Below are 14,497 nucleotides of genomic sequence, written 5' to 3' on the forward strand. Positions count from 1 at the left end.
AAATTATAAAAACACTTGCAAATTAAAAGTTGTTTATATATTTGCACTTGCAAAGTGCAAGCAAATTTACAGAATTTAATTATAGATACAATGGAAACAGCAATAATTTTTGAACCTTATAGCCTAAAAGGACTAGTATTGAATAATCGAATAGCCATGGCACCCATGACCAGAAGCCGTTCCGCAAATACAGGTAATGTAGCTACGGAACTTACAGCCCTATATTACAAACAACGTGCAACTGCCGGCCTCATTATTACCGAGGGAACCTTCGTCAGTAAAGAGGCTGTTGGGGTGGTAAATGTACCAGGTATTTATAGTGAAGAGCAGATAAAGGGATGGAAATTGACGACAGATGCAGTACACAGCGAAGGTGGAAAAATATTTGCCCAGCTTTGGCATACCGGAGCATATTCCCATCCTGATCTTCACGATGGTAAAAAGCCTTTGGCTCCTTCGGGTGTGAATCCTGAGCAACAGGTGTTTACGGCAGCAGGCTTTAAGCCGTCTCAAGCGCCCCAACCAATGACTATCGAAGATATTAAAAGAACGGTTAATGATTTTAAACAGGCCGCGGTTAATGCATTTGAAGCTGGATTTGATGGTGTCGAATTGCATGGTGCTAACGGCTATCTTCTCCAGCAATTCTTTAGCAAAAACAGTAATCTACGTACAGACGAATATGGAGGTTCTGTTGAAAACCGTGCACGTATTCTATTTGATATTTTGGATGAACTGAAAGAAGTTGTCGATATGCAGCGTGTTGCAGTTCGCTTGAACCCATCGCTTAACGGAATTATGGGTGTTTTAGTGGATGATGAAACCAAGACTTTATATGACTATGTTGTAAATAGGCTGAATGATTATGGCCTTGCCTATATCCACCTGATAGAGCCTTTTACAGATGTTTCTGCAATTCCTGATGCTATTCAAGAAGTGGCAAAACATTTCCGCAAAATCTATAAGGGCACCATTATTATCAACAGGGCTTTTACCAAGGAAACAGCTCATAAGGTATTGAGCGATGGAGATGCCAACCTGGTTTCTTTTGGTGTTCCATTTATTGCAAACCCTGATTTAGTAGCACGTTTTATGACAGACGCGGTTCTCAATCAACCAGATCAAACTACATTTTACACTCCCGGCGAAAAAGGATACACAGATTATCCTACACTAAATGACAACAAATAGGTTTTAAAATTAAAAAGAGAATCATGAAAACAACTGGAAATACAGTGTTCATTAGCGGAGGAAGTGCTGGAATTGGTCTGGCGATTGCTAAAAAACTACAAGCAGCGGGCAACAAGATCATCCTCAATGGTAGAAATGAAGAACGCTTGCAAAGTGCCTTAAAAGAATTGGATGATGCCGTTGCCATTCAGGGTGATTTATCAGTAGCAGCAGATAGAATCCGCATTACGAAAGAGCTGAAAACGAATTACCCAAAATTGAATATCATCATCAATAATGCCGGTGCGGCTTTTATGAATGATCTAAGTGATAGCAATAACAATTCGGCAGAAAAAGCTTTCGAGGAAATCAATACCAATTACATAAGTGTTATCGATTTTACGGCACTTACTTTACCCTTGCTTTTACAACAAGAAGAGGCAGCCATCGTAAATGTTTCATCTATAGCGGTATTTAGATCGAATAAATACTTGCCTACTTACTCGGCAAGTAAAGCCGCACTGCACAGCTACACACAGGGGCTGAGAGATACCTTTTCAGAAAATGAAAGCCTTAATGTGTATGAACTTTATCCCCCTTTGGTAAATACTGAATTCTCAGCAGAAATTGGTGGAGCAAACGGTATACCACCATCAGAAGTAGCTGATGAATTGTATATTGCGCTGGAAAAAAATCAATTTGAGATTCCGGTAGGTGACACTAAAAAAATCCATGAACTGGTTATTCCAATTACAGAACAGGTTCCTCATTAATATCAAACAGCTATGAATTTAAATGGTAAAACAATCCTGATCACTGGCGGAGGATCAGGAATAGGGCTTGAAGCTGCAAGGCAGTTTTTGCAAATTGGCTCAAAGGTGATCATTACGGGAAGAAATCAGCAAAAACTAGATGCCGCAAAAAAAGCGTATCCAACCCTAGTATGTTTACAGAGCGATGCGGGTAATGAAAAAGATGCTTTCGCTCTTTTTGAAAAGGTCAAGGAACTCGGTGGCATCGATATTCTGTATAATAATGCAGGTGTTGGTGTTCCTCCCAAAAATTTAGGCATTGCAAATGATGCGCATTTAAAAGGAGCTACTTATGAAATGGAAGTTAATTATCTTGGCGTTATCCGGTTGAATAATCTTTTTATGGAAATGTTAAAATCCAGAAAGGAAAGCGCGATCATCAATACCACTTCCATTTTGAGCATGGTACCTTCGTTGGTAGAAGCTACTTATTCGGCATCAAAAGTCGCTCTGGCTTTTTATACAAAATCGTTAAGGGAACACCTGAAAATTACAGGTACCCGAGTGAAGGTTTTTGAACTCTTGCCACCTTTGGTCGATACCGATATGGTGGCCGATAGGGATGATAAAAAGATAAGCACCAAGCAACTGATTAAGGGATTGATACAGGGACTCAAGAAAGATCAATATACCATTCGGGTAGGTGATTCTAGGCTGATTTACATCTTCAGCCGTTTTTTTCCTAAGTTTACCTTTGGGCTGATTAATCCGAAGAAAATAAATCTAACATTAAGATCATAAAAGTCATAAAATGAAAGCATTCACAATAAAGAAATACGATAAAAAAGTAGCCCTTAAGCTAGTTGATATGCCTCTTTCAATCTTAAAGGAAAATGATGTTATGGTCGAAATCCATGCTTCCGGGCTCAACCTTCTGGATTCCAAGATCAAGTCTGGTGAATTCAAATTGATCTTGCCCTATAAATTGCCACTTACTTTAGGGCATGATGCAGCGGGGGTAATTACACAGGTGGGAAAAAATGTAAAACAGTTCAAAGTAGGTGATGAGGTTTATTCACGCCCATCAGATTTCAGCATCGGTACATTTGCGCAGTTCATTGCGGTGAATGAAAAAGATATAGCCTTAAAGCCGAAGAACCTTTCCATGAACGAAGCGGCCTCTATCCCCTTGGTTGCCCTTACTGCCTGGCAAGCCCTGGTAGAAAAAGCAAATCTAAAAAAGGGGCAGAAAGTTTTTATTCAGGCCGGCTCCGGTGGTGTAGGAACAATTGCCATACAATTGGCGAAACATCTGGGGGCAACTGTCGCTACAACAGCAAGTGAAAAGAGCTTTGCAATGCTCAAAGATCTTGGAGCTGATGTACTGATCGATTACAAAAGAGAAGATTTTGAAATTATCCTAAAAGATTACGATGTAGTGTTGAACAGTCAGGATACAAAGACACTCGAAAAATCACTGCGGATCTTAAAACCTGGAGGAAAGGCGATTTCAATCTCGGGACCACCAACACCGGATTTTGCTAAAGCAATTAGCGCCCCTTGGTTTGTTAAGATTATTCTATCACTGATCAGCTCAGGTATACGCAGAAAAGCAAAGAAACTGGGCATAGACTATTCATTTCTGTTTATGAGGGCTGATGGAATGCAATTGAGAGAGATTTCGAAACTGATTGAACAACAGGTGATCAGACCCGTGGTAGATAGGGTATTTAGTTTTGAGCAGACCAATAATGCTTTGCAGTATGTAGAAAGTGGACGTGCAAAAGGTAAAGTGGTAATTAAAATAAAATAGTTTATTTGAGTATTTTTGCTTAATCGTAATTAAATAAAAAAAACATGGCCAGGAACTTATTAATTGTATCACTATTATTTCTAGTATTTGGTTGTAAAAAATACAGTGACGATGACACTACTTTTTTTAAATGGAAAAGAGACTTGTATAGAGCAAGAGTGCAGAATGATAACCCTGCCTTGTTTTACTCAAGAGATCCAAAGATTTCGGGCAACCCAGATGCAATTTTTTTAAGTACCGACTTTGTTGTTTTGACCGAATACCGAAAGGATTTACAGCAAGATAGCATCTATAAAGCTAGCGGTGGGATGCAAGTCTATAAATATAATAAAGTAGACAATTGATTCTTCCAAAATTTAATGCCTTAACCAACCCTTTGATACTAGGTGTGACGCATACCTAGACCAGCATTATATTCGGCATAAATCCGTCTAATACTTGCAGATCATTAGCATATTTTAACCTATGTTGTAAACACAAATTGATCTGAAGTGGTTATTGTGCAATTTGAACTAAATTTTTGAACACACGTTTTACATATTTAGATTTAACCAATGAACACTTGCAGAATCTTCCTCTTCATATTATTGCTTACAGCAGGTCATAAATTGTTGGCACAACCTACCACCAAATTCAGTTCAAAAGGCAACCCCATCATTACACATCAGTACACTGCAGACCCAGCGGCGCTGGTAAAAGGAGATACCCTCTGGTTGTATGCAGGGCACGATTTTGCAGGGGGACAGAAGAATTATAAAATGAAAGACTGGCTGGTGTATTCCACAACAGATTTAAAAAACTGGACTGAATACAAAGTGCCTTTAAAAATCACTGATTTTGAGTGGGCAAAAAGCGGAGATGCCTTTGCGGGCCAAGTTATAGAAAGGAACGGGAAATACTATTGGTATGTAAGCACCAATTGGTCCGGAATAGGAGTGGCTGTGGCAGATCGTCCGGAAGGTCCCTTTAAAGATGCCCTAGGTAAGCCTTTGCTTACCAATAAAGATTGTTTTGCTTCAAAGCATTCCTGGGCTTGTATAGATCCCACTGTATTTATAGATAACGATGGCCAGGCCTGGTTATTCTGGGGTAATAGGGAGTGCTACTATGCAAAGTTGAAAGCAAACATGATGGAGATTGATGGCCCTGTAAAACAAATGGCTTTTGAAGGATTTCAATTTACCGAGGCACCCTGGATCCATAAATATGCGGGTAAATACTATTTAAGTTATGCTACAGGTTTTCCTGAAAAAATTGCCTATGCTACGGCCAATAAAATTGACGGGCCTTACACCTACAAAGGGATATTAAATGAGCTTGCAGGCAATAGCAATACCAATCACCAGGCAATTGTAGATTTTAAAGGCCAATGGTATTTTATTTACCACAACGGCGCAATAGAAACAGATGGCGGAAGCTTTAGCCGCTCTATTTGTATAGACAGACTACAATACAATAAAGATGGTACAATAAAAAGAATTGTAATGACTTCAGAAGGTAGTAGCTTTGTCCAAAAGAAGGTCAAATGAAAATTTGAAAATTTTAGGACGAAAACACGCATTACAGATGAAACAGCTAATTATTGAAGGAGACCAGATTAATGACATTGCTTCATTTTACGAAGAAATAAACCGGGTGTTTATGCCAAACGAAGATTGGCAAATGGGACAAAGTTTAGATGCACTAAGTGATTTGCTGTACGGTGGTTACGGAGAAATAAAAGGCAATGAGCCCATACAAATTGTTTGGAACAATATTAGAAAAGCTGAAACGGTGCTGGGCTTACAGGAAACAATAGCGTTTTACACCGAAAAACTTCAACATCCAGATACCTATAATGTTAAATGGATAAACGAAAAATTAGATGCGCTGCAAAAGGGACAAGGTCAAACCTATTTCGAGATCATCATGGAGATTTTCAATGAACACCCAAATATTCAATTACTAAGAAATTAAGCTACTCAATATCCGTTCGGCAAGCTTTTGTGCCTGTAGCCTTAGCTCAGGTACAGCAGTGCTTTCCCAGAGTGAGCCTTTCAAGTTACTGCCAATAACAAATAAATTTTCCTTTACATTTCCATCCGCACTAATCACGCAATGGTCATCAGCAGAAGTCTTTATGCCAATATGATGCGGGCCTCTGCAAATTAGGCCTGCTTTTTCCATGTTAAACAGTAATGTTCCGCTTTGTTTTTTAATATCCGTATTCGGCCCAGTACAGTTAATGATGCGTTGTACATTAAGTTGTTCTGTTTTGCCATTACAATTTAAGGTAGCAGTAACCACTCCGGCCTCTTCTTTTGTATTTACGATAAAACCTTTATGGGTAATCAGTTTTTTATGGTGCTGGTATTTCTCAAGCGTAAAATAGGTTTGCAACGGAAGCCGGTGCCTTGAACTGCTCCATACCGAATTTATGCGTTTTATAAACTGTTGCTTCTCCTGATCATCAAAGGAATTCCATATTTTCTGGGCATGCGGGCGTACGGCATCAATACCCTGATAAATGGACTGACTTAAGCCATCCGCAATTTTACGGTGCTTGTTAAATGCATTTAAAAGTGTTAGCAAATTATCTTTATCCTTCAATAAAGAAGGGATGTCTAAAGACAAATAAGGTTCCTTATCCTCTTTAGATGGTTTTAGTTGATAACCCCGGGGCGAAACGGTATGGATGGTAGCCTTAAAGCCAGCATCAACAAGTGTTAACACGGTATCTGCCATTGTTAAACCATTGCCAATAATCAAAAGGTCTTCATCTTCCTTAAATTCAGTAATACAGGCCTCGTCCCAGGGATTGCCAAAGTAATATTTACTTTGCTGCAATGCCGTATCAATTCCATTTGGAATGCCCGGTAGTTGATTGCCAGTGGCCAGTATCACTACATCAGCACTCAAAGAAGAAGTGCCAGACAAATGAACTTCAAAGCCGTGCTCAGCTTCACAAACCTGCATTGCATACGCATCATAAATCTTAACCGATTTAGAGGAAGGGATTTGTTGCAGGGCATCCAGCCATAAAGCGTTGATGTAATTTCCATACTCCCTTCGTGTAGAAAACTGGGCCGAAAGATCGGCAGGCTCTTCATTGCAGTCATCTCCGTTTCGCTTAAGCCAATCTGTATAATGCTCTGGAATTTCGGCAAAAGCACTCATCCTGCCATTGGGCACATTTAACAAAAGAGAAGAATGATAAGGATCATAAGCTACACCTTTTCCAATCGCACTCCCTTTATGCACCAGATGAATATTGATGGAAACATCTTGCTCTTTCAGTAAGTGGATGGCAGTTAAGGCGCCGCAAAAGCCGCCACCAATAATAACTAGGTTTAATGGATTAGGATGCTGTTTAATCAAGATTGCCGCTTAAAAATAATAGTAATGAAATTGTACTGGTAAAATGCTAATATCCGTATATATGGCGATATTCAATGTCACAATCCTGATTAATTATTTTCCACATTCATTTTACATTCCCTAAGTATCATAAATTGCTTGCTTTTTGTATCTTACCCGCAATGAAAATTCTGTTGATAGAGGATGAACCAGCATTGGTGTCCGTAATTGTTAGAGGTTTGGCCGAATCAGGTATAGAAGTGAGTGCAGCTACAGATGGGCATACGGGTTTAGAAATGGCGCTTAAGCACCAGTTTGATTTGATCATTTTAGATTTGATGCTTCCCGGTATGGGTGGGGTACAAGTTTGCCGCGAATTACGGAAAACAAATACAGAGGTTCCGGTAATTATGCTTACTGCACTCTCCAGTACAGAGAATATTGTCACCGGACTGGATAGCGGGGCAGATGATTACCTGGTTAAACCCTTTAAATTTGCAGAACTGGAGGCCCGCATCCGCACCCATGTCAGACGAAGCCAGAAGGATGTTAAGCCAAAAAATGTAATTGTCATTGCAGATCTGGAGATTGACGTGTTATCCCGTACCGCACATAGAAGTGGCAAACCCATCCAACTTACCGCCACAGAATACAGATTGTTAGAATATTTTGCACAGCATCAAGGCATGGTGCTCTCCCGGATTCAAATTCTGGAAAATGTATGGGATATCGATTTTAACATGGGTACCAATGTAGTAGATGTTTATGTCAATTACCTCCGGAAAAAAGTAGACAATGGTTACCCAAATAAATTAATCCATACTGTTTTTGGCATGGGCTATATGTTTAAGGAAAAGCCTGGTCAATGAAAATACAAACCAAAATCACCTTATTCTTTTTCATCATAGCCACCGTTGGGCTTATGTTGCTCAACGCTTCTATTTTTTATTTCGTTTCTGAGTTCAGTTTTGAAGATTTTTTTAAACGATTGGAAGCAAGGGTAAACCTGGCCGCAGAAATTAAGATAAATCCAGACAGTAAATCTGCGGCTTACCAGGAGGTGAGGAGCAAGTACCTGGAAAAATTAGAACAAGAAAAAGATTACATCATTCCAGTAAATCATTTAAAAGACAATACTTTCATTAAACCATTGCCCTTGCCAGATCAGTTTTATCAATCTATTATCAAAGTAGGTAAAGCAAGGTATAATGAAAATAACCATTTTTATGTAGGTGCCTTTTTCAAAAAAGACAATGCCAGTTATATCGTTATTGTTGCCGCAGAAGACCCTTATGGATTTAAAGAACTCGAGCAGTTAAAAAAAGTACTGCTAATTATATTCTTTATCTCTATCGTTCTCACCTATATTGCCGGTAAAATCTTTTCATGGTACATCATACAGCCCGTTACAACCATCATCAACAGGGTTAAAACCATTACGGCAAACAATTTGAATTCAAGACTTACAGAATTAAAAGGTAAAGATGAAATTGCAGAACTTGTGCTCACCTTTAATAACATGCTTACCCGTTTGGAAACTTCATTTGAAACCCAAAACAATTTTGTGAGTAATGCTTCCCATGAGTTAAGAACCCCGCTCACCATCATCACCAGTGAGGCCGAAATATTGCTCAATAGCACTCAGCTGGAGCCAAACCATCAGGAAGCGGTTAAAACCATTTTTGCAGAAGCAGAAAAACTCGGTCATATTTTAAGCAGCCTGCTTGGCCTTGCACAAACGGGTTTTAACGGGAAAAAGCAGAACTGGGAAAGTATCAGGATAGATGAGCTGGTGGTTAGTGTGGCAGAAGCGGTTAAGAAAATTGAATCCGAGTCCAAGATTAACCTGGATTTTTCTGGCCTTCCAGACAACGAATCCATGATGTATACCGAAGGGAACCTTAACCTGCTCCAGCTTGCAATCAGCAACATTGTACTCAATGCCTGTAAATACTCAAATAACAGTCCGGTCGTAATCCGCGTGTCATCAGCGGGTAACAGAATTACAATTGCTGTATCAGATCAGGGGATTGGAATTCCAGAAGAAGATCAGTCGCACATCTTTGAGCCTTTTTTCAGGGCTTCTAATACCACAGATTTTCAGGGATATGGAATTGGCCTTCCGCTTACTTTAAATATCATTCGTTTGCATAAAGGTACCATAGGCATCCGCTCAGAAGAGCAGGTAGGTACAGAAATCCAGATCCTCTTGCCCATCCAGCAATTAGGTACTACAGAAGTTAGTTTGTAATCTAATTAAATTCTAATAAGTATCTTATTTCCTTCTAATAAGTAGGTGCTACTCTTGTATAGTCAGTTAATTAAAGTTAAACCTTAAAAATACTACCTATGCAAACCATCCTTATTCCAACAGATTTTAATACCGCTGCGCTTGATTGTATTCCCTCACTTTGCAAGCAACATAAAGATCAGGAGCTGCGCTTTAATTTTGTGCATATGTTCAAACTGTCCGATTCTATTGGAGAGTTGCTTATGCTATCCAGACGCAATCGCGAATTTGAGCAGGTTAGCGATGAGTTTTATAGCCGTTGCAACCAACTTAAAGCCGAGTACAAACAGATCAAGGCCATTAAGATTGATTTTCTATATGGAAGTACACTGAGTTACTTCAAGAATTACCTGGAAAACAATGAGATAGACGCCGTGTTAGATGCTTCTGATTGCTTTGTTGGTAAAATCAACAAGTCTAGCATAGATCCTCAAATCCTGGTGCAAAAATCTGGTTTACCTATTGTTTCAGTTCTGCCTCAGGCTGTAGAAGAAGAGCTCAGTACTCAGGCTCATCCTATGTATGATCATGAACTTTCAGCAGTCTGATTTTTCTATTCATTTACCTAAAAAACACAAATTATGCTATTAAAAGAGAATATACCAGTTTCCTATGTATTTGGAAAGATTTGGAAAGAGATGCTCCTGGTTACTGCCTATGCTGCATTGATAGCAGTTTTATACAACACTTATCACTTTACCCGAATATCAATCCCTATCGCCGTACCTACAATTTTAGGTACCGTAATTTCCCTGCTGCTGGCTTTTAAATCCAATCAGGCCTATGACCGCTGGTGGGAAGCACGCACCATTTGGGGAGGTATTGTGAACGATTCAAGAACACTGACCCGGCAGCTACTCACCTTTGTAGACAGCCCTTATGAGCTGGAAAAGGAAAGAGCATTTTGTGAGCGCATGGCAAAAAGACAAATTGCCTGGAGCCACAGCCTAAGCAGGCATTTGCGTGGACAAGATCCTTTGCAGGGTTTACAACGCTTACTCTCCGAAGAAGATTTTGAAACCATTCAGCGGTATAACAATGTGCCTATGGCATTGTTGGAATTACAAGGGTCTGATTTGAGGAATGCCTATAAATTAGGCTGGATCAATGAATTTCAGCAGGTAGAAATGGACAATACCCTAACACGTTTCTCTAATGAAATGGGGGGCTGCGAACGGATCAAAAACACCATATTTCCTGCAACATACAGTACCTATATCCACTTTTCCGTATTGCTGTTTATTTTACTGTTGCCTTTCGGATTAATTGAATTCTTTGGTGTAGTTGAAATTCCATTGGTGATTGCCATTTCATGTTCCTTCTTCCTGATTGAGAAAATGGCCATTCATCTGCAAGATCCTTTTGAAAACAAACCTACAGATACGCCTACCAGTGCCATTTCACAAACCATAGAGCGCGACATTCGACAAATGCTTAAAGAGAATTACAAACAGGAAGAAAAACATGGGGCCAGTCCTAAAGCTTCAAAAGTTTTCTACGTCCTTTAAACACCTTTCTAACCAAAACCACTATCAACAAAAAAGCCCTTCAGGATTTTATTCCTAAAGGGCTTTCTATTGAGCTTTTATAAAATTAAGCAGCTACTTCTTTTTTCAATTGTTTTCTTGTCGAAGCGGTCAGTTCACGTTTCGCAAGTGCATGACACTCATAAATAGCGTCGCTAAACATCATTTGCTCTGGTGGAGTTTTTTGAGTAGATGCAGAAGGACCTCTTAAAGCACCAACTAAACCTAATTCTCTGGCTACATATACGTAACGGATGGCGTCAATTACTACACCCGCAGAGTTCGGAGAATCCTGTACCGAAAGCTGTGCGTCAAAAACTACTGGTGCACCCATAAAACCTTCAAGTTCCAAACGGAAATTCGCTACTTTGTTATCGCCATAGAAAGCAATATATTCAGAAGGACCAGCATGAAGGAAACTATCTTCGGTAGAAATACCGCGGATATCATTCTGAGCACGGATTACATTCTCTTTTGAAATCTTTTTAGATTTTAAACGGTTTTTATCTTCCATGTTCAGGAAGTCGGTGTTACCGCCAACATTACGCTGAATGTGGGCTTTCACATGATGACCTCTTTCAAAAGCAAGTTCCTGCAACATTTGAGAAACGATACTTGCACCAAACTGGCTACGCATATCATCACCAATAATTGGAATACCAGCATCAATGAACCTTTGCTCCCAAACAGGATCAGAAGCAATGAATACAGGAATACAGTTTACAAGGGATATACCTAGTTCAATACAGATCTCCGCGTAAAATTCTGTGGCCAGTTGAGATCCTACAGGTAGGTAATTGATTAATACCTCAACTTCATGTTCAACCAATCTGTCAATGATTTCTTTGCGAATGGTATAAACTAAATCTTTATCGTAAGTGATTCCGTCAATTAAAGAGTCAGTTGTTTTTAACTCTTCCTTAACTACAAAACGGTTAGCTTCAGGATACGCAATCATTTGTGGTGAAACACCATCAATTACAGGAGACCTGTAAACAGGAGCTTCAGTTCTGATGTCGCTGTTTAAAATGATGGTACAGTTTGGTTTAGCAAAAATAGCATCTTTTAATGGCAGGCCAATCTTTCTTTCATCAACATCGAATCCACAAACAAACTCAATGTTCGCGGCATGGTATCCACCAATGTTATCAGCCATTAAGCCTGATGTTTTATCCGTAAACTTCGTATAATATTCCACTCCCTGTACAAGAGAGCTGGCGCAGTTTCCTACACCTAAAATTGCAACTTTGATTTTGTTTTCTGGGTTTTGCATTATTTGAATTCTTGTTATTCTTTTTATTTATAAGCTTTTGTATAAAGGGTGAAGACCTCTAGATTCCTGACCTTAACCCAACATTCGTCAAAAATATTGATTTTCATTCTAATTTCAGTTATCCTCAAAAGAAAAACAAGCAAGAATGTTGCCGATAACTGCAAACTTTACATTTCGATAACTATAAAGTTATACATCAGATGATTTTAATTGTAACTTTAATCCAACTAAATATATCCGTTATGAAATACATATCTTTCTTACTGCTCCTTACAGCAGTTACATTTTCGGGGTTTTCACAAAGTAAAGATGCCGTTTTAGGCAAATGGGTCAACTCCAGTGGCGAAGCTAACATTGAAATTTTCAAAAAAGGCGATCAGTATTTTGGTAAAATCGTCTGGTTAAAAAATCCGAAAGACGATAAGGGTAATGTTAAAACAGACCTTAAAAATCCTGAAGAAAAATTAAAAACCAGGCCAATTTTAGGTCTGCAAATACTTAATAATTTTGTTTATGATGGTTCAAAATGGACAGATGGCAAAATTTATGATCCAAAATCAGGTAAAACCTACAGTTGCAACATGACGTTTAACGATGCCGGAGATTTAAACATCCGGGGTTATGTTGGCGTTGCACTTCTGGGTAGAACAGACATCTGGAAAAGAGTTAAATAATTAAACCTCACTAAGGTACTGGTGTACCAGGCTAATAGACATGGAGCCTTCGCCTACGGCGGAGGTTACCCTGTTCATCGCTCCCGCACGCACATCACCTGCAGCAAAAATTCCAGGTGAACTCGTTTCCAGTAAAAATGGATCCCTGCTATTTTTCCAAACCTGCTTAAATTCAGGATAGTTATTCATCTCCCTTCCGGTTTCTATAAAACCTTTGTCGTTCTTAATAATCTCCAGGCCAATCCAGTCGGTATAGGGTCTGGCACCAATAAAAATAAAAAGTGCATCTGCCTTTACCGTACGTGAGGTATTTGTAGTTGCATCCATAATTTCCATGTGCTCCAAATGCCCGTCCCCAGTCGCCTTAGTAATCTCTGTATTGCCCAATACCTCAATGTTTGCTGTATTCCCAATCTGATCTATCAAGTATTGAGACATGGATGAGCTAAGGTCTGGTTTCCGAACAATAATATAAATGTGCTCGGCAAATTTAGATAAGTACATCGCAGCCTGGCCCGCAGAATTTCCTCCACCCAGAATGTAAACCTCCTTATTTTTACAAGAAGTAGCCTCCGTACTGGCTGCACCATAGTAAATACCTTTTCCTGTAAAATCTTCCACACCCTCCGTTTCCAGTTTTCTGTAATCTACACCAGTTGTAATTACCACCGCTTTGGCATTTATTTCTGTATCGTCTTCCAGTACAATGGTTTTATACTGGTCTTTAAGCTTAATTTCCTTTACAGATTGTGGCGAAAGGAATTCTGTTCCAAATCTTGTAGCCTGGGTAATGGCCCTCCTGGTCAGGTCCGAACCACTTAAACCGGAAGGGAAACCCAAATAATTCTCAATTCTGGAACTCGTGCCCGCCTGTCCGCCGGGCGCTTTTCTTTCTATCAATAAAGTGCTTAGTCCTTCAGAAGCACCATAAACAGCAGCAGACAAGCCAGCCGGGCCGGCACCTATGATGATCACGTCATAAACCTGCTGCTTTACGGTAGCATTTAACCCAATTTTAGAAGAGATATCAATCAATGAAGGGTTTTTTAACAATTCACCATCTTCAAAAAATATCACCGGAAAATCCACTGCCTGCAGGTTATTTGTAGTGCAGAGCTGCTTAGCCAGTTCGCTTGATCCGATGTCCATCCATTGATAGGGTACCAGGTTGCCTGCTAAAAAGTCTTTAACCTTATGCGAATTTGGTGAAAACTGATAGCCTATCACTTTGATGCCCTTAAAATCTGGTTTATAATTCGCCTGCCAGTCGTTCAAAAGCTCATCAATTGCAGGGTATAATTTCTCCTCAGGTGGATCCCATGGTTTCATTAAATAATAATCCAGTTGCACGTCATTAATCGCTTTAATGGCAGCCTCTGTGTCAGAATAAGCTGTAAGCAGTACCTTCTTGGCATCAGGAAAAAGTGTCATGGCCTTTTGTAGAAAGTCAACACCCTGCATCTCCGGCATACGCTGATCAGAAATAAAAATGGCAATTTCTTCTCCTTTGTTTTGTAGCGCAAGCAGGCTCTCCAGCGCATCCTTTACAGAGCTGGTGTTTAATATTTTATAAGTGTCTTTATATTGCGTTTTAAGGTCACGGCTTATCGCCCTTAATACCTGAGCGTCATCGTCAATACAAAAAATAATAGGTAATCCCATA

At 39.5% G+C, this 14,497-nt stretch carries 15 protein-coding genes; 12 read left to right on the forward strand and 3 right to left on the reverse strand.

The features are described from left to right. The first annotated feature begins 90 nt into the window (after nt 1–90). From LPB86_RS11155 to LPB86_RS11185, 7 genes are all read left to right on the forward strand, one after another. Complete coding sequence (locus LPB86_RS11155; RefSeq protein ID WP_230643734.1) at nt 91–1,191, forward strand: alkene reductase; 1,101 nt, start codon at nt 91–93, stop codon at nt 1,189–1,191. 23 nt (nt 1,192–1,214) lie between these two features. Continuing rightward, a complete protein-coding gene (locus tag LPB86_RS11160) occupies nt 1,215–1,943 on the forward strand; it encodes an SDR family oxidoreductase (protein WP_230643739.1) in 729 nt (242 codons plus the stop codon). 12 nt (nt 1,944–1,955) lie between these two features. After that, nucleotides 1,956–2,723, forward strand: a complete 768-nt coding sequence (locus tag LPB86_RS11165; RefSeq protein ID WP_230643742.1) for an SDR family oxidoreductase — start codon at nt 1,956–1,958, stop codon at nt 2,721–2,723. Between the two features lie 10 nt (nt 2,724–2,733). After that, the gene (locus LPB86_RS11170) at nt 2,734–3,735 is read left to right on the forward strand and encodes an NADP-dependent oxidoreductase (protein ID WP_230643745.1); all 1,002 of its coding nucleotides are present in this window, start codon (nt 2,734–2,736) and stop codon (nt 3,733–3,735) included. Nucleotides 3,736–3,779: 44 nt separating this feature from the next. Continuing rightward, nucleotides 3,780–4,079 (forward strand): hypothetical protein, encoded by a 300-nt coding sequence (locus LPB86_RS11175; RefSeq protein ID WP_230643748.1) that lies wholly within the window; start codon nt 3,780–3,782, stop codon nt 4,077–4,079. 210 nt (nt 4,080–4,289) lie between these two features. Further along, nucleotides 4,290–5,264, forward strand: coding sequence for a glycoside hydrolase family 43 protein (locus tag LPB86_RS11180; protein WP_230643751.1), 975 nt, complete (start codon nt 4,290–4,292; stop codon nt 5,262–5,264). Nucleotides 5,265–5,301: 37 nt separating this feature from the next. Next, the gene (locus LPB86_RS11185; RefSeq protein WP_230643754.1) at nt 5,302–5,691 is read left to right on the forward strand and encodes a barstar family protein; all 390 of its coding nucleotides are present in this window, start codon (nt 5,302–5,304) and stop codon (nt 5,689–5,691) included. Here the strand turns inward: LPB86_RS11185 and LPB86_RS11190 are convergent. After that, nucleotides 5,680–7,092, reverse strand: coding sequence for an FAD/NAD(P)-binding protein (locus tag LPB86_RS11190; RefSeq protein ID WP_230643757.1), 1,413 nt, complete (start codon nt 7,090–7,092; stop codon nt 5,680–5,682). The two genes, LPB86_RS11185 and LPB86_RS11190, sit on opposite strands and share 12 nt — an antisense overlap. Before the next feature lie 161 nt (nt 7,093–7,253). Here LPB86_RS11190 and LPB86_RS11195 point away from each other — a divergent pair, with 161 nt between their 5' ends. From LPB86_RS11195 to LPB86_RS11210, 4 genes are all read left to right on the forward strand, one after another. Further along, entirely contained in the window at nt 7,254–7,940 is a 687-nt protein-coding gene (locus tag LPB86_RS11195) for a response regulator transcription factor (protein WP_230643760.1), read from the forward strand. Further along, a complete protein-coding gene (locus LPB86_RS11200; RefSeq protein ID WP_230643764.1) occupies nt 7,937–9,322 on the forward strand; it encodes a HAMP domain-containing sensor histidine kinase in 1,386 nt (461 codons plus the stop codon). Before LPB86_RS11195 ends, LPB86_RS11200 begins: the two co-directional genes overlap by 4 nt. Before the next feature lie 98 nt (nt 9,323–9,420). After that, complete coding sequence (locus LPB86_RS11205) at nt 9,421–9,909, forward strand: hypothetical protein (RefSeq protein ID WP_230643767.1); 489 nt, start codon at nt 9,421–9,423, stop codon at nt 9,907–9,909. Nucleotides 9,910–9,942: 33 nt separating this feature from the next. Beyond that, entirely contained in the window at nt 9,943–10,869 is a 927-nt protein-coding gene (locus tag LPB86_RS11210; RefSeq protein ID WP_230643770.1) for a bestrophin family protein, read from the forward strand. Between the two features lie 85 nt (nt 10,870–10,954). Here LPB86_RS11210 and LPB86_RS11215 read toward each other — a convergent pair whose 3' ends face one another. Then, on the reverse strand, nt 10,955–12,160 hold the full coding sequence (locus tag LPB86_RS11215; protein WP_230643773.1) for an inositol-3-phosphate synthase: 1,206 nt from the start codon (nt 12,158–12,160) through the stop codon (nt 10,955–10,957). Between the two features lie 242 nt (nt 12,161–12,402). Here LPB86_RS11215 and LPB86_RS11220 point away from each other — a divergent pair, with 242 nt between their 5' ends. After that, nucleotides 12,403–12,834, forward strand: coding sequence for a DUF2147 domain-containing protein (locus tag LPB86_RS11220; RefSeq protein WP_230643780.1), 432 nt, complete (start codon nt 12,403–12,405; stop codon nt 12,832–12,834). Here the strand turns inward: LPB86_RS11220 and LPB86_RS11225 are convergent, their stop codons facing one another. Next, the gene (locus tag LPB86_RS11225) at nt 12,835–14,496 is read right to left on the reverse strand and encodes an FAD-dependent oxidoreductase (protein ID WP_230643783.1); all 1,662 of its coding nucleotides are present in this window, start codon (nt 14,494–14,496) and stop codon (nt 12,835–12,837) included. It abuts the gene before it with no gap. Nucleotide 14,497 lies beyond the last annotated feature (1 nt).

The organism is Pedobacter sp. MC2016-14 (genome assembly GCF_020991475.1).
Lineage (GTDB): Bacteria > Bacteroidota > Bacteroidia > Sphingobacteriales > Sphingobacteriaceae > Pedobacter.